Raw genomic sequence first — 26,357 nt, 5'->3', positions numbered from 1 at the left:
ACGAGGCTTTGAGATACGTAACAGTTCCTAGCGATTTTTACCGTTTTTTCAGCTCATGGACGTTCGGGCTGGTGAGTCTCGACCGCAACTCTGCATTCTGAAGCATCAACGTAGCGTTTACGGAGGCGATCTCAGCGACCTCGGCCTTGAGTTGGATAATCTCCGCTCTGAGCTGAGACGCCTTTCTGCGCTGCTCTACAAGCACCTGCTGAGTAGCGTCTCTTTGGTGGCGAACGTCTTTGTTGGCTAACAGTCGAATTTGCTCGGCCAAATCCGCATAGTTATTGTGAATAGTCGCGTTACTTACTCCTGCCTCATCCGCAACCGCCTTGATGGATATTTTTCTGTCTTTTGAAATTACTCTGGGACGCCCCTTCGTGATCGCAAGAATGGCTAGCCGTATCGCCTTCCTTGTAGCTTCCCCTTTGGTCGCTACCGATTTTACGTCATCGTTCAAAACCCACCTCCGACTTCAGCGCCCAAGTCAGACAATACCTTCGTGCAACGAGCCATATCCCTTCTTACGCGTTCGATACCAGAGGCGCCAATATCGGTCAGCTTGATCAACTCAAGCTGCTGAGAGTAGATGGCTTGCCACACGGGAACTTTCGTGTCGTCTATTATAGAGTTGACACAGTCTCCGCAGCGCGTGGCTTCAACACCTGAACCGCCAACGCAACTTACTAAGTCATTGGTACACCAAGCAACTGACGTTGCCCGGATAAACACCGAATCAGAAACGGTTTTAACCATTGCGGAATGGCTTTTATATGTCTGGATCTTTGCAGCACGGAATTTTCTCACGCTTTCCGCTAGTCCTCCGCTAAGCGGTGTGGACTCATCTAGGATATGCTCAAGAACGTCATATTTGGCTTCACTGAAAGCTGCCATAACCTCATCAAGCAGCTCAGAGTCTCGCTCATCGTGCGAGGCATACAGCGCAGTCATATCTAAACTCCAGTGCTTAAAGTGTTGCTTCAGATATCGGATGTCACCATTGGCACTGCGAACAACGTATACGGCAAAAGTACGCCTGAATTGGTGAGGGGAAATCTTCCACTTCAAGCCGATGCCTTTACAATACTGACTAACCAAGCTTCCAAGCCACCCACTCGAGATAGTCTGTATTTTTCCGGTAACGAAATTTCGCCCGATAAATATAGCCTCCCTGTAGGCGGTCATTTGCCAAGTCGCAGTACATTCTGGGTCTGCATGCAAACGCCTATTTATGTCGCTTTCAAGCTCATTACGTAGCGGCTCAGTTATTCGGGTTGCAATGTTTATTGCCTTCCTAGTGATATCGGTAATGATCCATTCGGTGTCCCCCTCATAAGTCTTTTCTGATCGCCCTCTCATCCAGATTATAGTGTTACCGTCATCATCAATATTAGTGAACGAACACCCTTTTTTTATCGAAAGGAGCTCATGATTTCTAACGCCACTGGTTGTAAGTATGATAATGGCGGAAGCAATAAATGTTTTTCTCAGCTCGGCGTTTAACCTTCGACGACCACCGTCATACCCCAAGCTCTGCAAGTATTGCGTGGTGTAGAGAGTCCAACTCGCCTTTGATATCCTGCGTTGAATTTCAAGACACCCATCGCGCAGTTCTAATAGATGTTCGGCACGTTCAATATCTTTCGCCGCGCTCTGGAATAGAGGTGCCAAAACCTCATCAGGGATGATCGGAGTTTTCCCCTTTAGATACCAAGCTGTGCCATTCTTTCCTGCAAGTGTTGATGCAGAAGAATCAGGCCAGGGATGCGGCATTGGATCAATGGTACCCTGACTAATATGATGTAAGGTCTGCACAGCGATAAATCTGGACCGAAGAGCATCCACAGACAATTTATCTGCTTTTCGACCTTTAACAGTTTTAGAATCAAAAACATAGTTGGAAAATAATATTGGCTTGATGCTTTGCAGATCCACCGAATGTTTCGAAATATAAGTGAGGAACGAAATCGTGCCTACAAAAAAATGGATTATTGTATTTCCTCTTGGAGCACCTTGATCATAAAGTCCAAAAAGAGCATATTTCAAAACACATACTTTCATCACATGACGAAACTGCTCAGGGTACCGTCCAAATTCAAGTCTTTTATGCGAACTGGTAACATTAGTGGGGAAATAGGAGTCAGGGATGATCCAAGTATCATCTGTAAAGCGGCTAAGTACAGACCAGTTTCCGCTAGCAGTTTGTGCATATGAGAAGATAACTTGCGCAAAATTATTCTGATCAATTGCTTGCCTTGTCATATTCTGATTTAGAATGCGCGGATCAGCCACAGCTACCATTACAGTTCCTCAACATCTAAAAGCATCATGTTATTTTTGGTCGAGCGCCACATTGGGTGGGGTTCGCTCATGGCTTGACTCTTAGCTTGATCAACAACATTTTTATCAAACTTTGTCGCGATATCCCTATCAATAACCCGTATTATGTAAGCGTACTCCTGCCCCCACCGCTTCCCCCCCATCTCGTTTCTCATTGAAATAACGTAAAAGTAAAAGCTGAAAATTTTGTACAAATCGTCTCCTGTCACCACGAAGCTTTCGCACTTAAAGCATCCAAAAACCTCCACGCAAACACTGCCATTCTTAGGGGCTCTGTGGCCTCTGACGTTGTCCTTGCAGCTGGCGACAGATGTGCGATCTACGGTTGCTGAGAGCAACTCTTTATTGCGAATCTCCCCCATGAACGCATGGTTTTGCTCCGCATCAGGCGGTGGGGCCAGATAGTGGTCATCACTCACTTGTATCGTATGCCCGGCCAGCGCTGCAGCCACAACAGGGTCATAGCCAGATAACTCGAAAACTCTGTTTACAAACGTTTTCCTAAGTTTCGCCACACTCAAAACCAAAGGAGTTCCATCATCTCCCTTCAGATCATATTTTCTGACTAACAGTTTAGCAGCACGAATAACCTGTCCGGAGGCTATTCGAGTTGGCTGAGCAGCCATGTCTGTGCTCTGTAGAAAAATGAATAGCGAATCAGGAAACAAGCTGTTTAACCGCAGAGTCCGATTTCTGCTCTCTACAATCTTAAATATCGCATCCACGCGCGGAGCCATTTCGAAAACACTCTCAATATCAGTGCTTCCACGAAGTGTGGTGATATGAGTATTTCTCCCGCGTCTTTTGTAAGTAACAAGAAGGCGTTTGTGCGGATGAAAAAGATGCGGCTGCAGAGCATCAACACGCAACTCCAGTAATGGCTGCGTGTTAATCCCTGTACAGGTCGATATCCAAAAAATGCAATACGCAAGTTCGCTGGCTGACAGTGGCCCTGCTTCAGCCTTTATCCTGTGTATCTCTGTGGATAGTGCTTGCACAAGCCTTTTCCGCTCTCCCTTGGAATAGGCTTTCTCGGACTTTGTTCTTTGTTTAATATTCGGATAAGGATTCCCAGGCAATATTGTCTTGAAGTCTACCTGCCTAATACCCATGAGAACTGACTTTAATCTAAAATAAACCGTGCGTTGACCACCATACGCCAATTTAGACTCAAGATGCTTCTTAAAAGATGCAATAAAGTTTCTGTCAATGTCCGACAACATTAACTTTCCGCCACCCATAGCAGACAACCAAATCTCACAGAAGGCAAAGAATTTATTAAGTCCTCCGTTACAATAACCAGCCACAGTACCAATCGAAATCTCGGTTTGATTACTTGAAATTGCCAGGGCCAAATATCTCTCTATAGTCGACTGGCAGTTAGTAACGACCTCATCGAACCCTTTGTTATAAAATGGAGCGAAATTAAACACCCTTTGATTGGACGTACTCGCCGGAAACTCGACATGCTGTATCACAGGCGGAACTTTTGGATGCAGCCTCACAGCCGCACCGCCTTCAACAGCAAGCTTAATAGATGGGCTTTGGATTTTGAAATCCTTCGCCTTGCTCACTGAGCAATTCCCCTGCACATGTTATCAAGCTCGCTTTGAAACTCATCCATTACATTACTTTCTAGAATATCCAAATAGTGGAGATATTTTTCAGTTGTTGAAAGACTAGCGTGGCCCATTCGGTCGCGAATATACATAAGCGGATCAAAGCTCGTCTTAAGCTTCCTGAGCAGATACAGAGAATGAGTAGCATAAGTATGCCGCAAGATATGAGGCCGAACGTCGAACGGAAGGCCAAGATCTTTGTACACTTTATTTAGCCCCCTTCCATTGCTACTCCAAGGGAGGCCAGAAGAATTAAGGAATAGTACTGATTGATGCAAGCCGCTTATAGAGGATCTTTTCCCCCGCTCCAATTGAACATATCGCCAGAGTTCTGTCATCAAGGCAGTTGGAACATCGATTCCTCTGGGCTTGCCGCCTTTAAGAGTCATATCGCCTGGATCGAGATCTACTCTCACATGGTACTTAGATCCGGTGAACTCCGCGGGGTTTCTGACGTACTTAACAGGAAATGTCAGCAACTCTTGCTTGCGGAGGCCCGTCGCTAGCGCGAGACGCGTAATAAGCAGGTGTTCCGTGTTGCTTACGGACGAGAGGAGCTGACTAACTTGCCCGTGGGTAAGAACACCAATCCTAGTTTTTTGAGACTTGGCCAAAACGTCTGGCGTCATTTTATAACCACCCGTGGTATCGGTATGTGCTAGAAACCCTTTTGGCTGGCGAACTCTAATCTCTTCGATTCTGTAAGGGAGTGAGCAAATCCATTTTTTTCGCAACGCAAACTTGTAGAGTTTGATTACTATCCTCAGGCGTGCATTCACTGTTTGTGGTGCAAGACCGCATTCGGTTAGGCTCCAATCTCTATAGATTGCAAGAATAGGATTATCTCTGTCAGTGCTGTCCATCCAGTCAAGTTCGTTCGCCTCACAGAAAGCGAGAAAGTCATAGATTGCCCCTCCATACACTTGCCAACTTCCTTCGCTTTGCACGCGACCACGCTTGACACACTCATCGATCAGAAACTCGAAAGACTCTGAAACAACGTGCATATTTGAGCCAAGGATTAGCGGGAATTTTGGGTAAGGCCTACCCATCATCTCAAAGCTCTCGGTAGAAAAGATGAGCTTCATAGAAGGACTTTAGTAAATGCAGACACTTGTGCTATCAGTCTTGGTAAAGGGACTCGATGACTAATTACTTTGATTTGTTTATTCACGTCAGCGGCCGTGGAGATTGGGCCGGGGACTATAAAAGCGGTACGCGGGGTGGTCAACCGACGTGTAACACTTCGGGGTCGACCAACCACTTGTCGACGATGGAATAGTGGGTGGTGTTATTGCCTTCATGGGGCGACACCCCCGGCTTGATCGCCTGGGAGTCCCCGGCCTTATGCGGCTCGATGGCGTCACGCAGTTTCGCCGCGTAGTTCTTGTCGAGCAGATGTTCGATCGGGTTCTTCACGAAGTCCGGGTCGCCCAGGTAACTGTTGCGGTCCACATAGGCGTGGCGCATCGCTTCGATCTGGTAGTGCAGGCCCTGGGCCGAGTGATAGCCCAGATCGGCCATCGGGTAGCCTTCGAGAATGTTCATGATCTGGCAGATCACCACGCCACCCGAGCTGGGTGGCGGTGCCGACACCACGTGGTAGCCGCGGTAATCGCACTCGATGGGCGCCAGCTCGCGGGTCTTGTACCTGTCGAGATCGGCCTGGGTGATGATGCCTTTGCCGGCCTGGCTGGAGTCCACCAGGGCCTTGGCCACCCAACCTTTATAGAAGCCGTCGGTGCCCTTGGCGGAGATTTCCCTGAGGGTCTTGGCCAGGTCTTTCTGCACCAGCTTCTGGCCCACCTGCAGCGGTTGGCCGTTGTGCAGGAAAATCCCGCGCAGGTCCTGGTCTTTTTCGAACTCGCCGGTGGCGGTGTGCAACAGGTCGATATCGCCCTGCTCCAGTTCAAAGCCGTTTTCCGCCAGCTTGATTGCCGGGGCAATCACCTGCTCACGCTTGAGCGTGCCGTATTTGCTCAGGGCCAGTTCCATGCCGGAAACGGTGCCCGGTACGCCAACCGCCAGATGGCCTTTGGCACTCAGGCCCTCGACCACGTTGCCGGCCTTGTCCAGATACATGTCGGCAGTCGCCGCCAGCGGGGCTTTTTCGCGGAAGTCGAGGAAGGTCTTGCGCCCGTCGGCCAGTTGCACGGTCATGAAACCGCCGCCGCCGAGGTTGCCCGCCGCCGGGTACACCACGGCCAGCGCGTAGCCTACGGCCACTGCCGCGTCCACCGCGTTGCCCCCGGCCTTGAGCACATCCACGCCAACATGCGTGGCCAGATGCTGGGCCGTCACCACCATGCCATTTTCACCGGCGACCGGGGCTTGCGACGCAGCGTGCACGCCGCCTAGCGTCAATACCAGCACCGTGGCAATCAAGGTGCGGCTCAAAGGTTGGTATTTCATCCATGGCTACTCTGGTGATTGAGATGCACCAAAATAGCCCCTTGCGGATTTATTCCCCAGCGCAATGGCGTTTTTATTACAGAACTTGTCGGTGGTAGAACGGGCGCAAAAAAGCCCATGTTATATTTCGCGCCCTGAGTGTCTAGCAAGGCCCTATGAGATGGCGATCAAGAAGACTGGTATTCGCGCGCAACAGGCCGACCAGACGCGGGCGCGCATCCTGCAGGCGGCGGTCAAGGTGTTCGCTCGCGACGGCTATTCGGGAGGGCGCGTCGACAGCATTTCCAAGGTCGCAGAGTCCAACGACCGCATGCTTTACTACTACTTCGGCAGCAAGGAGCAGCTGTTCACCTGCGTGCTGGAACATATCTACGAGCAGTTCAACCAGGCCGAGGGCAAGCTCAAGCTGGACCTTGCGGCACCGGCCCAGGCCCTGCGCGAGCTGGTGGCGTTTATCTGGAACTATTACGTCAAGCATCCCGAGTTCGTGGCGATCCTGAGTATCGAGAACCTGCACCAGGGCAAGCATGCCCGGCAGTCCAGCGAAATGCGTCGGTTGTCCGGTGAAGCGGTCGGCGTGCTACGCCCGATCATCGAGGCCGGCCAGGCCCAGGGCGTGTTTCGCCAGGACATCGACCTCAAGCATGTGTACTTGATGATTGCTTCGCTGTGCTACTTCTACAACTCCAACCGCCATACCCTCAGTTCGTTCCTGGGTGAAGACCTGTCGAACGAGGGACAGCAGCAGGATTGGCTGGCATTCATCAGCGACCTGGTGCTGCGCGGCGTCATGCCTGACAGTGTGTCAGCCGAGGGGTTTATTAACTGAAGTACCGCCATCGGGGACAAGTCGAATCGTCGCGCCGCCTCTTCCACAGTCAATGGCTGCCGGGGTTGGCGCGCAAGTGGGCGACCTTCTGTTCCAGCCCTTGCCACTGTGGCGCGTTCGGCGCAAATCGCCCGCGCAAGTAGGCCACCAGATCCGCCACCTGGGTATTTGACAAGCTGTCCCTGAACCCCGGCATATACCCCAGGTCGCGGGTCGCCGGCTGGGGGATGCCTTGCAAAATCACCTTGATCAAATTATCCGGCTGGTCGCTGAACACATTAGTGTTGGTCGCCAATGACGGGCTGACCCCAAACAGTTTCGGCCCCAGCCCATCGGCATGGCAGGCTTTGCACGAACCTTCGAAGACGCGCCGGCCGTTCGGATTCGGTACAGGCGCTGCTGCAACCTGTGCCTGCGCTGCCGCTTCGTGATTGAGCGAAGCCAGATACACCGCCATCGCACGGATATCCGCCTTCGGCAGCTTCGACAATTCGCTCACCACTGGCCCCATCGGGCCCGCCGCCACACCATGGGCGTCGGAATAGCCGGTGCTCAAATAGGTAAACAGCTGGTCTTCGGTCCAGGGCGTCGGGGTCTTGGACAACCCCGTCAGCGCCGGGGCGTCCCAGCCATCTACCACACCGCCGGCGAGGAATGCCTTGCCGCCCTTTTCCGCCCCCATGAGGTTGCGCGGCGAATGACACGCGGCGCAGTGTCCCAGGCCATTGACCAGATAATTGCCGCGATTCCATTGTTCACTGTGCTCAGGCTGCGGGGTGATTTCGCCGCGCCTCAGGTTCAGTGCGTTCCACCCCGCCATCAAGGGTCTGAAATTGAACGGAAACTTCATCGCGTTCGGCGTTGCTGCCCGGCTGACTGGCGCTTGGGACATCAGGTAGGCATACAGCGCCTGCATGTCTGCCTCGTTGATATTGCGAAATGCCGTATAGGGAAACGCCGGATACAGGTTACGCCCGTCGCGCCCGATGCCGTCACGCATTGCCCGTTCGAAGGCCGGGTACGACCAGGCGCCAATGCCGGTGTTCACATCCGGGGTGATGTTGCTGCTGTACAAGGTGCCGAACGGCGTCTGCATGGCCAGGCCGCCGGCATTGGGCGCCCCACCCGGCGCCGTATGGCACACCGCGCAGTCGCCGACCGCCGCAAGCAGGCGCCCGCGCTCCAGGGTGGCTTTGGACCAGGTGCCGGGGTTGGGCGTTGCGATAGGCGTGATTTCGCTGTGCAACGGCCAGGCCGTGGCCAGCAGTGCTCCGAGGGTCGCGAACAGCGCGCCGAACCACCATTTGCGGCGTTTTTGTGGCGACTTGGCCGGCTCAGCCAAGGTGCCGGCATTCAATGCCGCCAGTACCCGCTCCGGGGTGATCGGCAACTCGCGAAAACGGATACCGGTGGCGTCATAGATCGCATTGGCAATCGCCGCCGCGCTGGGTACCGACGCCGATTCACCGGCACCCATGGGCGGCTGGTCCTGGCGCGGCATCATCAGCACATCGATCTTCGGCACCTCAGGAAAGGTCAGGATCGGGTAACCGCCCCACTCCTTGCTCGCCACCGTGGATTCCTCGAAGGTCACGCGCTCCTTCAATACACGGCTGGTGGACTGAATTACATTGCCATGGATCTGATGCTCAACCCCCGCCGGGTTGATCATCATCCCCGCGTCATGGCCGATCACCACCCGCGTCACCGATACATCGCCGGTGTGCTTGTCGATGGCCACGTCCGCTACCCATGCGGCCCAGGCCGCGCCGAAGCCGGGAAACTTACTGTGGATGTAGCGCGCATAGGCAAAGCCGCGGCCACGTAACAGGTGGTCATCGCTGGCGGTTTGCATCGGCGCGGTGCGTGGGGACCAGGCGGCGCGTTCGGCGGTAGATTTCACCAAGTCGATGGCGCGCGGGTCCTTGAGGTAACGCAGGCGGTATTCCACCGGATCGACACCAGCGGCGAAGGCCAGTTCATCGATATAGGATTCGTGGGCAAAGGTGTTGGGCAAGGCCGACACGCCACGCATCCACGAAGCCCGCACGATGGGTGCCATGTCGTTGATGGTCACGCGCATATTGTCGATGTCATAAGGCGGGATCGAAGTGCGGTCGCCCATTTCGAACATCGCCGCCACCGGTTCGACGCGGCCGGTCAGCAGCAATGCCAGGGTCGGCGCGCCATTGGACGGGTAGCTGGTTTCGAAATCATAGGCGGCGATGCTGCCATCGGCGTTCACGCCGCCGTCCACCTCCATCAATTGCGCGGTGCCCTTGGGCTCCCATAGATGTTCCTGTTCACGGGTCAGTTGTACGCGCACCGGCTTGCCCACCGCCCGGGACAACAACAAGGCGTCGGCGCACACATCGTCGGCACAGTTGCGCCCGTAACAGCCGGCGGCTTCCATGCGGATCACCTCGATCAGGGCTTCATCGCATTCCAGCAGCCAGGCCAGGTCGGCACGCAGAAGGTGCGGGTTCTGGCTGCCGGACCATACGCGGCTGCCGCTGTCCTGATAATCCGCCACGGCGCAGGATGGGCCGATGGAGGCGTGCATCTGGTAGGGCCAGAGGTAAGTGCGCGGCATGCGCTGGCTGGCATTGGCCAGGGCGGCGTCGACCTCGCCCTGATCAAGCACGGTGCGGCGCACGCGCGGGTTGGCGCGAATGGCCTGCGCCACGTCGCGCATATCCGGCGCCGCGTGAGCCCACGGTTTCCATTGCACCTGCAGCTCGGCGGCAGCCTTGATCGCCTGTTCTTCGCGCAACGCCACTACGCCGACAAAATCCCGGATCACCACCACCGCGACGATGCCGGGGATATGGGCGATGGAGGCTTCGTCCACACTCAACAGGCTATTGCCAACAAACTCCCCACAGTCGAGCCCCGCATACGGCGGGCGCACCACCCGGCCATGGAGCATGCCCGGCACGCGCATGTCGTGCACGTAAGTCAGCTCGCCGGTGGCTTTGCCGGGGATGTCCACGCGGGCCGTGTCCTGGCCGACCAAGCGGTAGTCCGCGGTGGCCTTGAGCGGCGCGTTGCCGCTGATGCGCACTTGGTCATGCTGGCCGCTGACCAGCTCGGAATAGGTGGTGGTGCGCCCATCGGCGGCGTGGATAACACCGGCCTCGACCTTGAGGCTGGCGGTACCGACGCCCCAGCGTCCTGCCGCCCGTGCCAACAAAAAGCGTCGCGCCTCTGCCGCTGCGTTGCGCAGGGGCACGGCGCAAATCTGCAAGGTCGCACTGGCAATGGTCGCGCCCTGGTTCGGCGCACGCGCGGTGTCGCCCAGCACCATCCTCACCTGGTCCATGCCCAGGTCCAGTTCTTCGGCGACGATCTGCGCCAACGCCGTGCGCACGCCGGTCCCCAGGTCCACATGACCATTGAACGCATACACCAGGCCATCATCGTTCACGGCGATAAACAGCCCCAGCTCCTTGGGTTTGACCGTGGGCGTGCCGCCCTTGGCCACCGGCCCCGAGGGCGGCAATACATCATCGACAACCAGCAATACACCGGCCTTGGCCAGCCACTGTTCACGGGAAAGGGTCGTTTCGGTCATGATCATCCGTCCACGTTCATAAGGCGTGCCGCACGCAATACCGCGCGCAGGATCTCGATATGGGTGCCGCAGCGGCAAAGGTTGCCCGACAGCTCGTTGCGTACCTGGGTTTCACTGGGCTTGGGGTTGCGGTCGAGCAGGGCCTTGGCAGTCATGATCATGCCGTTGAGGCAGTAGCCGCATTGCGCGGCCTGCTCGTCGATGAACGCCTGCTGCACCGGGTGCGGCGCCTGGCGCGTACCCAGACCTTCAAGGGTGACGATCCTGCGCCCTGCTGCACCCGCCAGAGGGAACACACAGGAACGAGCGGCCACGCCATCAATGATCACGGTGCAGGCACCGCACTCCCCCAGGCCACAGCCGTACTTGGGGCCATTGAGTTGCAGGTCGTTGCGCAGTACCAGTAACAGCGGTGTATCCGCCATGGCGCTGACTTCGCTTGTCTGGCCGTTGACCTCAAGCGTTACCGTGATGAGTTGGCTGGTCATTCGCTTCGCCTGTGCCGGTTGGTGAAGTGCCTGCTACATCAAATAATCAAAAAAAACGCCGCGGACCTGGGGCCTCGCGACACACTCTACTGATGAAGTGGCTACTACATGAACACAGAGCAAAAACGATGCCAGCGCAAGTTATTCCTGGGGATCGTCAATCATCTTGCGCAGCAGAAACAGGACCGCCACACGCTCGGCGGGGTTGAGATTGCTCATGGTCAATTCGCTGATCTGAGCCGCACGCGGTGCGGTTTGCGCGACCAGTTCGGCGCCGGAGGCAGACAAGTCGACCACCACCTTGCGCTTATCGGCAGGGTCCGGTTCCAGGGTAATCAGCGCCTTGGCCTTGAGACGCTCGACGATACCGCGGATGGTCGCCTGGTCCACGGCGGTGGCCTTGACCAGTTCAGTGAGGGAGCTTGCACCCTGATCGCGCAACGCGCACAAGGTCACGAACTGCACGGCGGTGAGCTGGGAGTCGCCGACATTCTGCTGGAATATCGCCAGGTGGCGCTGGTAGGCCTTGCGCAGCAGGTGGCCGACTTGCTCAGAAAAAACGTAGGAATCAGGCACGGCGGGCTCGGTGCGTGGTTTGGATGGGTGGCATGATGGCGGGGTTAGTGAACGGACTCAAGATGCCCTTGAAGAAACACCCTCCCACATTTGGCTTTGCAGTGTTGTGCAAATCGAGCTATTTACCCGTACAGCCTGGATGAGCTTAAGAGATACACACTTTAACTGACACACCGCAAAAACTGTGGGAGGGGGCTTCCCGATGGCGGTGGGTCAGGTATTGATGCACTCACTGACACGCCCTCATCGGGAGCAAGCCCCCTCCCACACTTGGATCTCTATATCTATCAGCTCCCACACGGATACTCAGCGTGCCAGTGATCGCGCTGGCGCGACCACATCGCCACCCAGCACCACCGCCTCATCGTCCAGATACACATCACAATTGCGCAGCGGGATATCCATATGGCACGGCGTCTTGCGCGTGCCGCCCACTTCGGTATTCGGCCCGGTGGAGAACAGGAAGTTGCCATAGAACGCCCGCGCATCCATGCACATGCCGTCGTTCTTGTCGTGCAGGCCCATGGCCGTCCATTGCGCCCGTGGTTGCAGGCCCCAGCCGATATGGGAGATGCCGTACACCTCGGGGTCATCGAAGTACTTCATGTAGTCGCTCAGGTACTGCGCCTCGAACCCGCCGTGAATCCGCGTAATAAAGCCTTTTTCGATTTCCAGGGTGATCTTTTCACGGGTGTAGGTTTTGAACGGCAACAGGATGTCGCCGATGTCCAGCACCAGCACGCCCTCGGCAGTTTCTTCATTGGGCCAGGAAAACAGGAAGCCGCTGGGCCAGTGGTCCCAGCGCCCCGGTTCATCGGCGAAGCCGTACTCGGTCACCGACGGGTATTGGCCCAAAGCAGCGCGGAAGTCGCTGCCGGCGCGGGACTTGACGTGGATCGAGCGCGCCTTCTTCAGCAGCTGTTCGGCGGCCAGCACACGTACCTTGTCCTCTTCGCTGGGCAGCATGCGCGCCAGCACTTCCGGCGGCTCGACGGCAAGCAGGATGCGCGTACCGGTCTTGAGGATCTGCTCCTGCTCCGGCGAGTGCAGCAGCATCATGGTGTCGACGATCAAGTCCGCTGCCTCCAGCGCACGCTGGGCAGCAATATTGCCAGTGAGCGCGGTGTCGCCGCAGTAGGCAGTCATGTCGTTGCCCATCGCCCGCGGATGGTTGAACGACGGCAATTCCACCGCATACACCTTGGCCCCCAGGCGCTGCGCCGCATCCATGGCGGCACGCACAGTACGCGGATCGGAGTAATGGCTCTTGAGCACCGCGACGCTCTGGGCCGGGTCGACCTTGGACAGCTTCAACACGTGTTCAAACATCTGGGTCAATTCACAGTCGCTTACCGGCATTTTCCTGTCTCCTGAGGGCTGCACCCTGTTCGGGCAGCGCGCTTCAACTTAGTGCATTTTTATAGCGTATACACCACTTAAAGATGATGAGACCTGATTTAAAGATGGACTGCAAGCGCCAGTTAAAAACGTTACCAATCCACACAAACCTAATAATTGCTAGACACTGCCAGTTACACAAGCTTCTTAAGACCGAAAAATAAATTTCCCCGCACAGACTTCCCATTTTAAAAAATGAGCGTATACACTTTAAAAACCTTGCGGACCAGACACCGCCTGAATTCAAAAAAAGAGAGGATCACGCCCATGGGAAGCACACAAAAAATCGCCATAGTCGGCGCCGGCCTGGGCGGTGCCGCTGCGGCTACCCTGCTGCAGCAAGCCGGCTTCAACGTGGATGTCTACGAACAGGCGCCGGAGTTCTCCCGATTGGGCGCGGGGATCCACATGGGCCCCAACATCATGAAAATCTTCCGCCGCATGGGCATCGAGAAACAGCTGGACCTGATGGGCTCGCACCCTGAGCACTGGTTCAGCCGCTGCGGCGAAAGTGGTGATTACCTCTCGCGTATCCCACTCACCGGTTATGGCGCCTCCTACATCACCGTGCACCGTGGCGACCTGCATGCGTTGCAGATGTCCACGCTGCAGCCCGGTACCCTGCACTTCAACAAGCGCCTGGAAACCCTCGAAGAAACCGATACCCAGGTGCGCCTGACCTTCGCCGACGGCACGGTGACCTATGCCGACATCGTGATCGGCGCCGACGGCATCAATTCGAAGATCCGCGAAGAACTGCTGGGGGTGGAGAAACCCTTGTACAGCGGCTGGGTGGCGCACCGCGCATTGATCCGAGGCGAGCAACTGGCCAAGTACGACCTCAAGTTCGAAGACTGCATCAAGTGGTGGACCGAGGATCGCCACATGATGGTCTACTACACCACCGGCAAGCGCGACGAGTACTACTACGTGACCGGCGTACCCCATGCCGAATGGGACTTCCAGGGCGCCTTCGTCGACAGCAGCCGCGAGGAAATGCTCGAAGCCTTCAAGGGCTACCACCCCACCGTGCAGGCGCTGATCGAATCCACCGACAGCGTGACCAAGTGGCCGCTGCGCAACCGCAACCCGCTGCCGCTGTGGAGTCGCGGTCGCCTGGTCTTGCTCGGCGACGCCTGCCACCCGATGAAGCCGCACATGGCCCAGGGCGCCGGCATGGCCATCGAAGATGCCGCCATGCTCACCCGCTGCCTGCAGGAAACCGGGCTCAGCGACTACCGCAGCGCCTTCGAACTGTATGAAGCCAACCGCAAGGAACGCGCGTCCCGGGTGCAAGCGGTGTCCAATGCCAACACCTGGCTACGCACCCAGGAAGACCCGGCCTGGGTCTACGGTTACGACCTGTATGCCCAGGAGCTGAAGTCGGGGGTGGCCGCATGAGTACCTTTCTCCATGGCGGCAACGTGCAGGCCAATGGCATTCGCCAGCACTATCTGCGCTACGGCGGTACAGGCCCGGCGCTGATCCTGGTCCCGGGCATCACCAGCCCGGCGATTACCTGGGGTTTCGTCGCCGAGCGCCTGGGTGAGCAGTTCGATACCTATGTGCTGGATGTACGCGGGCGCGGGCTGTCGTCCACCGGGCCGGAACTCGATTACAGCGCCGGCACCTGCGCCGAGGACATTGGCGCATTTGCCGACGCACTGGGCCTGGACAGCTACCACTTGGTCGGCCACTCCATGGGCGCGCGCTTTGCCGTGCGCAGTGCGGTCAAGCACCCGCAAGGCGTCAACCGCATGGTGTTGATCGACCCGCCGGTGTCCGGCCCTGGCCGGCGGGACTACCCGAGCAAACTGCCCTGGTATGTCGATTCGATCCGCCAGTCACTGACTGGCATGGATGCCCAGGCGATGCGCGCCTTCTGCGCCACCTGGAGCGATGAACAGCTGCAACTGCGCGCCGAGTGGCTGCACACCTGCTACGAACCGGCCATCGTGCGCGCCTTCAATGACTTCCATACGGTGGACTTCCATCAGGACCTGCCCCACCTCAAGGCCCCTGCCCTGCTGATGGTGGCCGGGCGCGGCGGGGTAATCCTCGATGAAGACATCGCCGAAATCCAGGCCCTGCAACCCAGTATCCAGGTCGCGCGCGTGCCGAACGCCGGGCACATGATCCCGTGGGACGACCTTGAGGGTTTTTTCGATGCCCTTGGCGACTTCCTCACCCAACCATAAGGACACCCCCATGCTCAAGCCCTACCGCATCGGCCAGATCGTGCCCAGTTCCAACACCACCATGGAAACCGAGATCCCGGCCATGCTCAACGCGCGCCAGGCGATCCGCCCCGAGCGCTTCACCTTCCACTCCAGCCGCATGCGCATGAAGCAAGTGCGCAAGGAAGAACTGGCGGCGATGGATGGCGAGTCCGACCGTTGCGCCATCGAATTGTCAGACGCCAAGGTCGACGTGCTGGGGTATGCCTGCCTGGTGGCGATCATGGCCATGGGCCTGGGCTATCACCGCAACTCCGAACTACGCCTGCGCCAGGCTACGGCCAACAACGACGCCAATGCCCCGGTGATCACCAGCGCAGGCGCCTTGATTGAAGGCTTGAAGGTGATGGGCGCCAAGCGTATCGCGATTGTTGCACCCTATATGAAACCGCTGACCGAGCTGGTGGTGAACTACATCCGCGCAGAAGGCTTTGAAGTCGTCGACTGGCGCGCCCTGGAGATCCCGGACAACCTCGAAGTGGCCCGCCACGACCCCGCCAACCTGCCGGCCATCGTTGCTGGCATGAACCTGGAAGGCGTCGACGTGATCGTGCTGTCGGCCTGCGTGCAGATGCAGTCGCTGCCAGTGGTGGCCAAGGTCGAGGCGCAAACCGGCAAACCGGTGCTCACCGCCGCCATCGCCACCACCTACGCCATGCTCAAGGCCCTGGACCTGGAACCCATCGTTCCCGGGGCCGGTGCCCTGCTTTCCGGCGCCTACTGAGGGAATTGAAATGAGCGAACAATCCGCCGACGCCAATTACCAGGGCGTGTGGGGCAACCGCATTGGCTTCGGCAACAAAGCCGCGCTGCTGATGATCGACTTCATGCAGGCCTACACCCGCGAAGGCGCGCCACTGTTCGCGCCCGGCGTGGTCAGCGCCGTGGCTGAAAGCGTCGAACTGCTGGCCAGTGCACGCCGACACGGGATTGCGGTGGTGCACACCAATATCCGCTACCATCCCGGCCATTTCGCCGACGGCGGCATCTGGGTGAAAAAGGCCCCGGTAATGAAAGACATGGTCGAAGGCAACCCACTGGCGGCGTTTTGCACCGAGGTATTGCCTCAGCCTGATGAAGTGGTGATCAGCAAACAGTACGCCAGCGCATTTTTCGGCAGCAGCCTGGCCCCGATGCTGCACGCCCAAGGTATCGATACCGTGGTGCTGGCCGGCTGCTCTACCAGCGGCTGCATCCGCGCAACAGCAGTGGACGCGGTGCAACACGGGTTTCGCACCATTGTCGTGCGCGAATGCGTCGGCGACCGCCATCCGGCGCCCCACGAAGCCAACTTGTTCGATATCGACAGCAAGTACGGTGATGTGGTGAGCAAGCAGGAGGCGATGCGCCAATTCAAGGAGCAATAAGGCTTCACCCGGAACCGCGCCATAGAGCGCGGTCCTGCACAAAACTGTGAGCCGCCGAGGTTGAAAACCTCGGCGCAGCTTTCAGTCTTCTGACACTGCCTTTGGACGTCGCTTTAACAGCACGCCGAAGTGCTGGAACAAAAGCGGCTGTATAAAAACCATAAGTCACCGCCAGGAGACACCCCATGCCCATTGCGAATGCTGTGCCCGCGACTACAGTCGCTGACCCCGTCACCACGCTCTACCACAAGATCACCTGGAAGCTGATCCCGTTCCTGTGTTTCTGTTATCTGGCCGCCTACCTGGACCGCATCAACATCGGCTTCGCCAAGCTGCAGATGCTCGACCAACTGCACTTCAGCGAAACCGCCTTCGGCCTTGGCGCCGGCTTGTTTTTCGTCGGCTACATCATCTTTGAAGTGCCCAGCAACCTGGTGCTGGAGCGGGTCGGCGCGAAGATCTGGATCGCGCGCATCATGATCACCTGGGGCTTGCTCTCGGCCTGCACCATGCTGGTCACCTCCACCACCCAGTTCTACATCCTGCGTTTTCTCCTCGGTGCCGCCGAAGCCGGTTTCCTGCCGGGGGTGCTGTACTACCTGACCACCTGGTTTCCCACTCACCGGCGTGGGCGCATCATCGCGCTGTTCATGATCGGCCTGCCGCTGTCCAGCGTGATCGGCGGCCCGCTGTCTGGCTGGATCATGGGCCACTTCGACCAGATGGCCGGGCTGCGTGGCTGGCAATGGCTGTTCCTGATCGAAGCGGTACCCAGCGTGTTGCTGGGGGTGCTGACGTTCTGGGCGCTGCCCAACAGCTACCAGCAAGCCAAATGGCTGTCGGATGAGGAAAAGGCTCTGCTGGAAAACGAGCTGCGCAAAGACGACGCCGATGGTGCCGGCAGCAAGCACAGCTTCCGTGACGGTTTCTTCAACCTCAAGGTGTGGATGCTCGGCGGTATCGACTTCTCGATCCTGCTCAGTGCCTATGCCATGGGCTTCTGGATGCCCACCTTCATTCGCAATGCCGGGGTCACCGACACCTTCCATATCGGCATGCTCACCGCCCTGCCCAGCGTGGCCGCATTGCTCGGCATGCTGCTGATCGGCGCCAGTTCCGACAAGCACCGCGAACGCCGCTGGCACATCATCGTGCCGTTTTTCATCGGCGCGGCGGCGATGGCCACCAGCACTTTCTTCACCCATAACGTAGCTGCCACCGTGGCGTTGTTCGCGATTGCGTCGGCCGCCATCATCGGTGCCGTGCCGGTGTTTTTCAGCCTGCCTGCGACCTTTCTCAAAGGCACTGCCGCGGCCACCGGGTTTGCCCTGGCCTGTTCGGTTGCCAATATCGCGGGCCTGGTGAGCAACTCGCTGATGGGCGTGGCGATCGACGTGACCGGCAGCAGTGCGGGCGCGCTGTGGTTTTTTGCCGGCTGCCTGATGCTCAGCAGTTTGCTGGTGATTGCGCTGCCAGCGAAACTGGTGAACCGTTGAGCGCGTGAGCCGAACACGCCTGCAAGATCTCCAGCAGCTTCAGGGCCAGGTCCGTGGCCTGCCCTGGCGTTGCCACATTGGTGAACCCCATCAGCAATCCCTGCTCACGCCCGGCTTCGAGGGTCCAGCCGGACAAGGGTTGAACGCCCAGGCCGGCCATGTCGGCGGCCTCTGCCACCTGCACATCCGACACCTGCACACGCAACCGCGCGAGCAAATTGATCCCGCCGGCCTGCTCGTCCACCTGCAAAAACGCGGCGCAATGCGTTTGCAGTGCTTGCACCAGCATCGCCCTGCGCTGCGCATACAAGCCGCGCATCTTCTTCAAATGCCGAGTGAAATGCCCCTGCTCCAGAAAGTCCGCCGCCGTCAGTTGCAGTAGCTGTGCACTGCGCTGCTGCAACACCCTGGCACTGTGCTGAAATGTGTCGATCAATGCCGCCGGCACCACCAGGTAACCCAGGCGCAAACCGGGAAACAGCATCTTGCTGAAGCTGCCGGCATAGATCACCCGGTCATCGGCGTCCTGGCTTTTCAACGCTGCCAACGGCTGGCCCTGGTAGCGAAACTCGCTGTCATAATCATCTTCGACCACCCAACTGCCCTGCGCCCGAGCCCACCCCAGCAAGGCCCGTCGTCGCGTCGGGCTCAGTGCCACCCCCAGCGGGCTCTGGTGCGCTGGTGTGACGATCGCCAGTCGCGCCCGCTCGCCGCGCTCAATGCCCTGCTGCACATCCAGCCCATCCTGATCCACGGGCACCCCCACCAGCGCCACCCCCTGATGGCGCAACAATTGTCGCGCATGCAGGTAGCCCGGGTCTTCGAACCAGCAAGCCTGTCCCGCCATGTCCAATGCATCGCACAGCAGTGTCAGGCACCCGGCGTAGCCGGCACACACAAACACTTGGCTGGGCGTGCATTCCACGCCGCGGTACAACGCCAGGTAGCTGGCAATCGCCACCCGCAATGCCTGGGCCCCCTGCTCGTCGCCCATCGCCAGGCTGTCGGCATCGATGCGCCGCACTTGCCGGGTGACCAGGCGTGCCCACAATTTACGCGGGAAGGCATCCAGCGCTGGCAAGCCCATTTGCAGTGGGCGCGGCCCGCTGACCAGCGGTGGCACCCTGGGCAATGGCTTTACCTTGACCGGTGCCAGCGTTGCGGCAATCACCGTACCGGCCTGCCCACGGGCCTGGAAAAAACCTTCGCTGACCAGCAACTGATACGCCGCCTCCACGGTCCCCCGCGCCACCTTGAGTTCCTGGGCCAGTGCGCGGACCGAAGGCACACGCTCGCCAGGCAGCAGCTGGCCCTGGTCGATAGCCAGGCGAAAGCGCCGATAGATTTCCTGGTATTTGGGCAATGACGGCATCGTATTCAGCTCGTTGGCAAGACGGGTGGGAGTCTGATCATGTCCCAACCCACTTGTCCAATCATGCCCCTGTCGACGGGCGACTGCCGCCGCGAAAATGGTGCATCCCCCACACCTACAAGGATCGCACCATGAAACACCGTCTCGATTACGCCCTGGCCGCCCCCGATGGCTACAAAGCGCTGGGCTCCGTGCACAGCTATATCCACCGCTGCGGCCTGGAGAAAGAACTGATCGACCTCGTGTACTTGCGGGTTTCGCAGCTCAATGGCTGCGCCTATTGCCTGGACTCCCATTCCCGCGACCTGCTCAAACAGGGCGTAAGCCTGGAAAAGATCATGTTGCTGGCCACCTGGCACGAAGCGACAGTGCTGTTCACACCCCGTGAATGCGCGGCGCTGGCCTGGGCCGAGGTAGTCACGCAGGTGGCGCAAAGCCAGGTCCCGGATGCCGACTACGCCGCCGTTGCGGCTGTATTCAGTGACAAGGAAGTCGCCGACCTGACCCTGGCAATTTCCTTGATGAACGCGCTGAACCGCGTCGCCATCAGCTTTCGCAAGGTACCGGCAGCGATCAAGGCGCATCTGGAGAATCTCAACCATGAATGAGCACGTCGAGTTCCAGTTGATGGAAACCGTGGCCGACTGCATGGCCAGTTTCGACATCATGCGCCAATTGCGTCCGCACTTGACCGACGCCAGTGCCTTCGCCGGGCAGGTCCAGCGCCAACGGGAAAACGGCTACCACTTGCTGGCCGCCCGCGAGCACGGACGGGTGATTGGCCTGGCCGGTTACCGCCTCACGGAAAATACCCTCTACGGCCGCTTTATCTATGTTGATGACCTGGTCGTGGACGCCCCCCTGCAACGCAGGCGCCTGGGTGAACAGCTGCTTGAGCGGGTACGCCAGGCGGCCCGCGACTTGGGCTATCGTTACCTGGTGCTGGATACCGGCATGCATATGGCCCTGGCCCAGCGCTTCTATTTCCGCCAGGGCTTGCTGCCGCTAGGCATGCACTTTTCCCAGGACCTCAGCCAATGACCCGCGCCCTGTTGCTCAGTTTCAGCCCCCATGGCAAAGCCGCGCAGACGTTCAAGCTGGCCCGCGCCCTGCTCACTGACCTGGTGCCCGACGCCCAGGTCAGCGAACGCGACTACGGTAGCCAGGCGTTGCCAGCGCTGACCCGTGAGTATGCCTATGCACTGACGACACCCGGCGGCCTGAATGCCGATGCAATGGCGCTGTCCGAACAGTTGATCCTCGAGCTGCAAGCCTGCGAGCTGCTTATCCTCTGTACCCCGGTGCACAATTTCACCGTACCGGCGGCACTGAAGGCATGGATCGACCACGTGGTGCGTATACACCGCAGCTTTACGCTCAATGAGCAGTTCGCCAAAGTCGGCCTGCTGGGGGATCGGCGCACCTTCGTGCTGGTGAGTTCCGGCAATGCGCGCAAGGGGCATGAGCCTGACTTCCTTACGCCCTACCTGACCGCGATCCTGGCTACCGTGGGTATTCACTCCGTGGAGTTCGTCTACCTGGGCGCCATGGTCCGCGGCGAAGCAGCCGTCAACCGCGCCCTGGAGCAGGCACACCGGCAATTGTCCGCGGCAATCAGCGCTGGCCTATAAGATGAATGGCGCTAGAATCAGCGCCATTCTTTCGCCTCCGCCCTGACATGAGCCTTCCATGAGCTTTGATTTCGACACCCTCCACTCGCGCCTCGGCACCGGCAGTACCAAGTGGAGCCGTTACCCGCAAGACGTTCTGCCGATGTGGATCGCCGACATGGACATCGCCGCGCCGCCCGCCGTATTGCAAGCCCTGCATGCACGACTCGACCAGCAGATCCTCGGCTACAGCATGGCCGGCGACGACGTGCGCGACGCCATCGTCGCCGACCTGTGGGCCAAGTACGCCTGGCGCGTACAACCTGAAGAGCTGCTGTTCCTGCCCGGCGTCGAACCTGGTTTCAACATGGCCCTGCATGCCTTTGTCCAACCCGGCCAGGCGGTGGTATTGCAAACCCCCAACTATCGGCCGATTCGCCTGGCCCCCGGCCATTGGGACCTGCCGCGCATCGAAGTGCCATTTGGACTGATCAACGGCGAATACATCACGCCAATGCCGGCCATGCGCGAGGCATTGAGCGGTGCCGGCGCACTGCTGCTGAGCAACCCGCACAACCCCATCGGCAAGGTCTTCCCCCGCGAAGAACTGCTGGCGGTGGCCAACGCTTGCCTGGAACACGGCGCACTGATCATCAGTGACGAAATCCACGCCGAACTGTGCTTCGACGGCCGCCGCCACATCCCCACCGCCAGCCTCAGCCCCGAGATCGCCCAGCGCACCATTACCCTGATGTCGGCGAGCAAGGCGTATAACGTCGCCGGCTTGAAGACCTGCTTTGCCGTGGTGCAGAACGCCCAGATGCGCGAACGATTCAATCAGGCGCGCTGCGGCATGGTCGACAGCGTCAGCCCGCTGGGCCTGGAAGCCACCCGCGCCGCCTACAGCCAATGCGGCGAATGGCTCGCTGCGCTGGTGCAGTACCTGCAGGCCAACCGCGATTACCTGCTCGACGCGGTAAAAAAGCGCCTGCCCGGCGTGGTGATGCACGCGCCCCAAGGCACCTTCCTGGCGTGGCTCGATTGCAGCGCCCTGGGCCTGGACGACCCGCAGCAGTTTTTCCTTGAACAGGCCAAGGTCGGCTTGAGTGCAGGAATCGAGTTTGGCGATGACAGCCACCAGTTCGTGCGCCTGAATTTCGGCTGCCCACGGGCGATGCTCGAGGAAGGTGTGCGGCGTATGGAAATCAGCTTACAAAAGCGCTGAGGCCGGCCGGAACCCCTCCGGGGCTTTTCAACACACACCTGGCATAGTTGCCTGCTGTGCTTTGAAACCCCGGAGCCGACCGCCCATGATCCTGCCACCCAACCCCCCTCCTTTACCCGTCTGGGATTTCAAACCCATCACCGGCGAAAAGCCTGAGACGATGCCGACCTATGCGCTGGTGGACGCTCCGCGACGCCAGCTGGCCGATAGCCGCCTAACCCCGAAAAACCAGAGAGCCGACTACAAACAACTGCTGCACGCCACGCACAATGCGCTGCCCAGAGTGCGCGACGAGGCCAAGAAATGGGCCGAGGACATGGTGTTCAAATTGACCGGTAGCAAGATAGATGCCGACACTATTTTCCTCAATCGCTTCCAGCAAGCCCAAAGTGCCAACACTGCCACCGGTTGGGAGCATATGGAAGAAGAGCCGACGGTGTCCCAGGCGCTGCCGGACGCACTGCTCGGCAACTTCAACGAACACGACTCGCTACCGGGCGTGCTTGACCAGCAAGCCGGCTTGTACAGGGCCGGCCGCGGGCAGAGCACAAAAGGCGGCTACGGCGCCCACAACCAGTTTGCGTTGATGCCATCGCAACTGATGCATGAAAGCTGGAAAAGCGACTTTCAAATGCACATGACCCAAAAGCTCGAGAGCTTCTGGCGCGACCATGGCGATGACTACCGCACCAGCTTGAAAGGCGAGTTCGTCTACCAGGCCCGCCAACAACTCAAGGCCTACGAGCGTGCCTCGCCCGCCGAGCGCGCACGGATGCCAGCCGAACAGCGCTTTACCCGGGACGACTACCGCCTGGTCATGGGCGCGGCCTCCAACCTACCGCTGGCCGAAGACCAAGCCCTGACCGTCGAACAACTGCGTGCACAAGCGCCGGTCAAAGGCGTGGTACTGACCCACCTATTCGATATCAACGGTTTACCCGCCAACGATATCCTGCGCTTTACCGCCGTCGATGACGGCCCAGCCCGACAACTGCGTGACCGTCGTGACGGCGTGCAGCTGCTCTATGTACCCGGTCATCAACCGGCGTTCCTGCGTTTTGACTCCCTGACCGCGATGGACCAGTGGGTAGTCGCACAAGGCCGGGACGCCGATAAGCGCAAGGCCCTGGAAAGCCACTTCCCCCTCAGGGACCGGCAAGACAATGACGTCGGGTTCTGGAGCGATGTAAAGGCCTTCATCACCGGCGACCATCAATCGAACAAAGGCGTCGACACAGCCCTGCGTGACTTGGGCAACGGCCATTGGGACAGCATCGAAGGCACCGTCATCGACAGTGCCAACGTACGCATTCAGGGCGACGTATTCAGCGTGATCAAAGACGCCACGCAACTACGCATGTCACGAGATGCCGATACCATGATCAAGTCCAACAGCGAGGTCACCCGTGACACCTGGCTGAACGATTTGACTGTGGCCGCAGGCCTGGCGGCCAAATTCGCGGTGATTGGCGAACCGATCGTTATCGGGATAGCTGCTGCTACCGGCTTCGTGGAAACCGAAGTTGGCGTCGAGAAATCGATCACAGGCGACACTCAGGCTGAGCGAAAACACGGTAGTACTGCGGCGCTGGATGGTGCACTGAATGAGCTGTTTGCCGTAGGAGGCGGCACTGAGAGGGGATCTACTATTGAGCGCCCCACCACGATTCCGATACGCCAGGAAATGTTCGCCGACGGTCAGCAGGCCCAGGTCATCGATCACCCGCTGAGCGCCAGTGCCTACACCCTACCGCGAGCCAATGGCTACGATCTGGTGGACCGCAATCAGGTCTATCGCTATCTGGACAACAGGCCGGATGAACTCACCAACCTCGAATCAGCAGCGCACACTGCCCCGCTCGAAGGCTTTGAAGCGTTTTGCCCCGCGCCCGTGCCAAGTGGGCGGGTACGCCGCGGCGCCAATGAAGAATGCTTCGCCAAAGTCATAGCGAACGTGCCCGAGGCCGAAAGACCGCTGCAGGCCTTGGAGCATGTGCGGCTATTTCCGTCCAAGGCCGGTCTGTTCAAGCGTGAGCGCACAGTAGTCTTCGAAAAACGCCTGCACAAACTGATCGACGGCGAGACCGGCGCTCAACTGGTACCGGTCAATAATGGCGAACGCATCACCTACAGGTCACAGGTGCAAGGCCAGATCATTGCCGACCCCGGTTTCGGCTTTTACGCAGGCGCGGACGAACGTGGCTTTGCCGAAGACACGCGAGTGGTCAAGCTCAATAGCATCAGCAAGGCCAGCGATGATCAACGCCAAGTCAGAGGCGTCGTCGTACACAGTGGCAGCCAGCAATACCTGGTGGTGGAAGCCGACACCGCCGAGTTCTATTACGCGCCGCTGGACAGCGCACAGACCGGCGATATCAGTTTCAGAAAGTGCGGGCCGCTTGAAATGGGCCTCGCCCAGGGTTACCGCCAGTTTTTGAGCGCACACCACGCTGTGCCAGCCGTTGAGGCCGACTTTATCGCCCTGCCCACCCTCAAGAAAGCCTACAAGCAATTGAGGCAGTTCGGTTTTCGCGAAACCGAAATCAATGAATTGAAGCAGCAATGCAAGGGCATGAGCCCCGAACAGAAGCGGGAAGTGGTGTACCAGTTGCAGCAAGCCAACGCCATTCTCAAACCAGACGTCGCCCTGCGCCCCCGTCGTGTCACGCCATTGCAAACACCGCCCGATTTTGTACGTTGGCCGGCCCGACAACAAAACCAGTTCTACGCCCAGCAAGCCAAGGACGCCGTTAACCAGGCCCTCAAGGCGACCGGACTGGGCCCCGGCAACCTGGTGCGCTCAACCACTGATATAGCCAGGGCCGATGCGGCAACCATCACCCTGGGTTGGTTACGGCGCACTATTAGCCTGAAAGCGCCCCACGCGGGCGATATGATCATGAAGACCGGCGCGGGCAATTGCGGCGAAATGGCCATTCTAGCCCATGACATCCTCACTAAAAGTGGGGCCAGGGCCGCCGAATGGCACGTGGGTGATGCACACGCCTTCGCGGTGGTCGGTGGCCCGACAGGCGATGTAAAGCCCACCGTTGATTTCTCCGAGCCGTCCTGGGCCAACGCGTGGGTGGTCGACCCATGGGCCGACATCGCCTGCCCGGCGCCGGAATACATGGCTCAATTGAAAGCCACCATGGCCAAATGGGACAAGGCCGGCTGGAAAATCCGTGAGGGTATCAAGCGCGATATGAGCCCCCTGGATCCGGACTGGCTCGACAGGCTCGTCAATCAACCCAAGCAGCCCTATGCATCGCAGATTGAACCCGTCAAGCCGACGTCCGTCCGACTCCCGCTCCAGCCCGCCAATATCGTGCAGGTGGCCATGGGCGAATCAACAACCCTGAACACTGGAGACAAGGCGCTTGCGACCCGCAGCCTGACCGACTGCTCGGCCATTGCCGTACTCAGCGACTGGGATGGTGCCCGCTACAGGAGCCGCACGCTGATGCACCTCACCGGCAGCAATCTGGAACTGGGGTTACGGGGGGATGCCCAAGCGCTGCTGGACAAATTGCAAGCGTCCTTGAACAACGGTGGGCGCGTTATTCTGGTGGGAGGCATCAGTTCAGACTCCCTGCAAGGCATGGCCACCACCATCGGGCAATCATTCCAGGGTGGCCAACCGCTCAGGGACTTGCTTCAAGCGCGACCGGGCGTTTCCGTGACGCTTGCCAGTTCCCTGGGCATCACGGTCAAAGCCGACGGCACGTTTGAGCTGCTCGAAGGCACCGGCAAGGGCATATTTACCGTGGACCAGGTCAGGGAGATCTTCAACCGGATTGACTGACGAGGTTCGCTG

Annotated in this window: 20 protein-coding genes and 1 pseudogene; 11 read left to right on the top strand and 10 right to left on the bottom strand. The window is 58.7% G+C overall.

The features are described from left to right. Positions 1 to 37: 37 nt before the first annotated feature. From KVH01_RS19670 to ggt, 5 genes and pseudogenes are all read right to left on the bottom strand, one after another. Entirely contained in the window at positions 38 to 457 is a 420-nt protein-coding gene (locus KVH01_RS19670; protein WP_033901188.1) for a hypothetical protein, read from the bottom strand. Next, positions 454 to 2,298, bottom strand: coding sequence for a site-specific integrase (locus KVH01_RS19665; RefSeq protein ID WP_217882548.1), 1,845 nt, complete (start codon positions 2,296 to 2,298; stop codon positions 454 to 456). Before KVH01_RS19665 ends, KVH01_RS19670 begins: the two co-directional genes overlap by 4 nt. Further along, positions 2,298 to 3,911: a hypothetical protein gene (locus KVH01_RS19660; RefSeq protein ID WP_217882547.1), complete on the bottom strand. Its 1,614-nt coding sequence runs from the start codon at positions 3,909 to 3,911 to the stop codon at positions 2,298 to 2,300. Before KVH01_RS19660 ends, KVH01_RS19665 begins: the two co-directional genes overlap by 1 nt. Then, on the bottom strand, positions 3,908 to 5,044 hold the full coding sequence (locus tag KVH01_RS19655; protein ID WP_169886697.1) for a tyrosine-type recombinase/integrase: 1,137 nt from the start codon (positions 5,042 to 5,044) through the stop codon (positions 3,908 to 3,910). The genes KVH01_RS19660 and KVH01_RS19655 overlap by 4 nt, the downstream gene beginning before the upstream one ends. A 172-nt stretch (positions 5,045 to 5,216) precedes the next feature. Next, a pseudogene (gene ggt / locus KVH01_RS19650) lies at positions 5,217 to 6,368 on the bottom strand (gamma-glutamyltransferase); the annotation flags it as partial. Between the two features lie 160 nt (positions 6,369 to 6,528). Here ggt and KVH01_RS19645 point away from each other — a divergent pair. Continuing rightward, positions 6,529 to 7,197: a TetR/AcrR family transcriptional regulator gene (locus KVH01_RS19645; protein WP_217882546.1), complete on the top strand. Its 669-nt coding sequence runs from the start codon at positions 6,529 to 6,531 to the stop codon at positions 7,195 to 7,197. Positions 7,198 to 7,246: 49 nt separating this feature from the next. Here KVH01_RS19645 and KVH01_RS19640 read toward each other — a convergent pair whose 3' ends face one another. The 4 genes from KVH01_RS19640 to KVH01_RS19625 form a co-directional block, all read right to left on the bottom strand. Continuing rightward, complete coding sequence (locus tag KVH01_RS19640; RefSeq protein ID WP_217882545.1) at positions 7,247 to 10,771, bottom strand: molybdopterin cofactor-binding domain-containing protein; 3,525 nt, start codon at positions 10,769 to 10,771, stop codon at positions 7,247 to 7,249. A gap of 2 nt (positions 10,772 to 10,773) precedes the next feature. Next, positions 10,774 to 11,259 carry a (2Fe-2S)-binding protein gene (locus KVH01_RS19635; protein WP_217882544.1) on the bottom strand — a complete coding sequence of 162 codons (486 nt, stop codon included), beginning with the start codon at positions 11,257 to 11,259 and terminating at the stop codon, positions 10,774 to 10,776. A 141-nt stretch (positions 11,260 to 11,400) separates the two neighbouring features. After that, positions 11,401 to 11,835, bottom strand: a complete 435-nt coding sequence (locus KVH01_RS19630) for a MarR family winged helix-turn-helix transcriptional regulator (RefSeq protein ID WP_043049867.1) — start codon at positions 11,833 to 11,835, stop codon at positions 11,401 to 11,403. 306 nt (positions 11,836 to 12,141) lie between these two features. Next, positions 12,142 to 13,194, bottom strand: coding sequence for a M29 family metallopeptidase (locus KVH01_RS19625; protein WP_217882543.1), 1,053 nt, complete (start codon positions 13,192 to 13,194; stop codon positions 12,142 to 12,144). 306 nt (positions 13,195 to 13,500) lie between these two features. Between KVH01_RS19625 and KVH01_RS19620 the strand changes: the two genes are divergently transcribed. From KVH01_RS19620 to KVH01_RS19600, 5 genes are all read left to right on the top strand, one after another. Then, a complete protein-coding gene (locus tag KVH01_RS19620) occupies positions 13,501 to 14,634 on the top strand; it encodes an FAD-dependent monooxygenase (protein WP_217882542.1) in 1,134 nt (377 codons plus the stop codon). Further along, a complete protein-coding gene (locus KVH01_RS19615; protein WP_217882541.1) occupies positions 14,631 to 15,431 on the top strand; it encodes an alpha/beta fold hydrolase in 801 nt (266 codons plus the stop codon). Before KVH01_RS19620 ends, KVH01_RS19615 begins: the two co-directional genes overlap by 4 nt. Before the next feature lie 10 nt (positions 15,432 to 15,441). Further along, positions 15,442 to 16,194: a maleate cis-trans isomerase family protein gene (locus KVH01_RS19610; RefSeq protein WP_217882540.1), complete on the top strand. Its 753-nt coding sequence runs from the start codon at positions 15,442 to 15,444 to the stop codon at positions 16,192 to 16,194. Positions 16,195 to 16,204: 10 nt separating this feature from the next. Beyond that, a complete protein-coding gene (locus KVH01_RS19605) occupies positions 16,205 to 16,837 on the top strand; it encodes an N-carbamoylsarcosine amidohydrolase (RefSeq protein WP_217882539.1) in 633 nt (210 codons plus the stop codon). Between the two features lie 185 nt (positions 16,838 to 17,022). After that, positions 17,023 to 18,333, top strand: a complete 1,311-nt coding sequence (locus KVH01_RS19600) for an MFS transporter (protein ID WP_043049873.1) — start codon at positions 17,023 to 17,025, stop codon at positions 18,331 to 18,333. Here the strand turns inward: KVH01_RS19600 and pdxR are convergent. Then, positions 18,284 to 19,705, bottom strand: coding sequence for a MocR-like pyridoxine biosynthesis transcription factor PdxR (gene pdxR, locus KVH01_RS19595; protein ID WP_217882538.1), 1,422 nt, complete (start codon positions 19,703 to 19,705; stop codon positions 18,284 to 18,286). The genes KVH01_RS19600 and pdxR overlap by 50 nt on opposite strands. A 131-nt stretch (positions 19,706 to 19,836) precedes the next feature. On the opposite strand from pdxR, the gene KVH01_RS19590 reads away from it, so the two are divergent. The 5 genes from KVH01_RS19590 to KVH01_RS19570 all read left to right on the top strand — a co-directional run bounded on the left by KVH01_RS19590 (position 19,837) and on the right by KVH01_RS19570 (position 26,345). Further along, positions 19,837 to 20,313, top strand: a complete 477-nt coding sequence (locus KVH01_RS19590; RefSeq protein WP_217882537.1) for a carboxymuconolactone decarboxylase family protein — start codon at positions 19,837 to 19,839, stop codon at positions 20,311 to 20,313. After that, positions 20,306 to 20,746, top strand: coding sequence for a GNAT family N-acetyltransferase (locus KVH01_RS19585; protein ID WP_217882536.1), 441 nt, complete (start codon positions 20,306 to 20,308; stop codon positions 20,744 to 20,746). Before KVH01_RS19590 ends, KVH01_RS19585 begins: the two co-directional genes overlap by 8 nt. Then, complete coding sequence (locus KVH01_RS19580; protein ID WP_217882535.1) at positions 20,743 to 21,336, top strand: FMN-dependent NADH-azoreductase; 594 nt, start codon at positions 20,743 to 20,745, stop codon at positions 21,334 to 21,336. The genes KVH01_RS19585 and KVH01_RS19580 overlap by 4 nt, the downstream gene beginning before the upstream one ends. A 58-nt stretch (positions 21,337 to 21,394) precedes the next feature. Then, positions 21,395 to 22,540, top strand: coding sequence for a MalY/PatB family protein (locus tag KVH01_RS19575; protein WP_217882534.1), 1,146 nt, complete (start codon positions 21,395 to 21,397; stop codon positions 22,538 to 22,540). Positions 22,541 to 22,625: 85 nt separating this feature from the next. Then, a complete protein-coding gene (locus KVH01_RS19570; RefSeq protein ID WP_217882533.1) occupies positions 22,626 to 26,345 on the top strand; it encodes a dermonecrotic toxin domain-containing protein in 3,720 nt (1,239 codons plus the stop codon). Positions 26,346 to 26,357: the final 12 nt, after the last annotated feature.

This window comes from Pseudomonas khavaziana, assembly GCF_019145205.1.
In the GTDB taxonomy this organism is placed as follows: domain Bacteria; phylum Pseudomonadota; class Gammaproteobacteria; order Pseudomonadales; family Pseudomonadaceae; genus Aquipseudomonas; species Aquipseudomonas khavaziana.
This window is presented reverse-complemented; position numbering and strand designations above follow the sequence as displayed.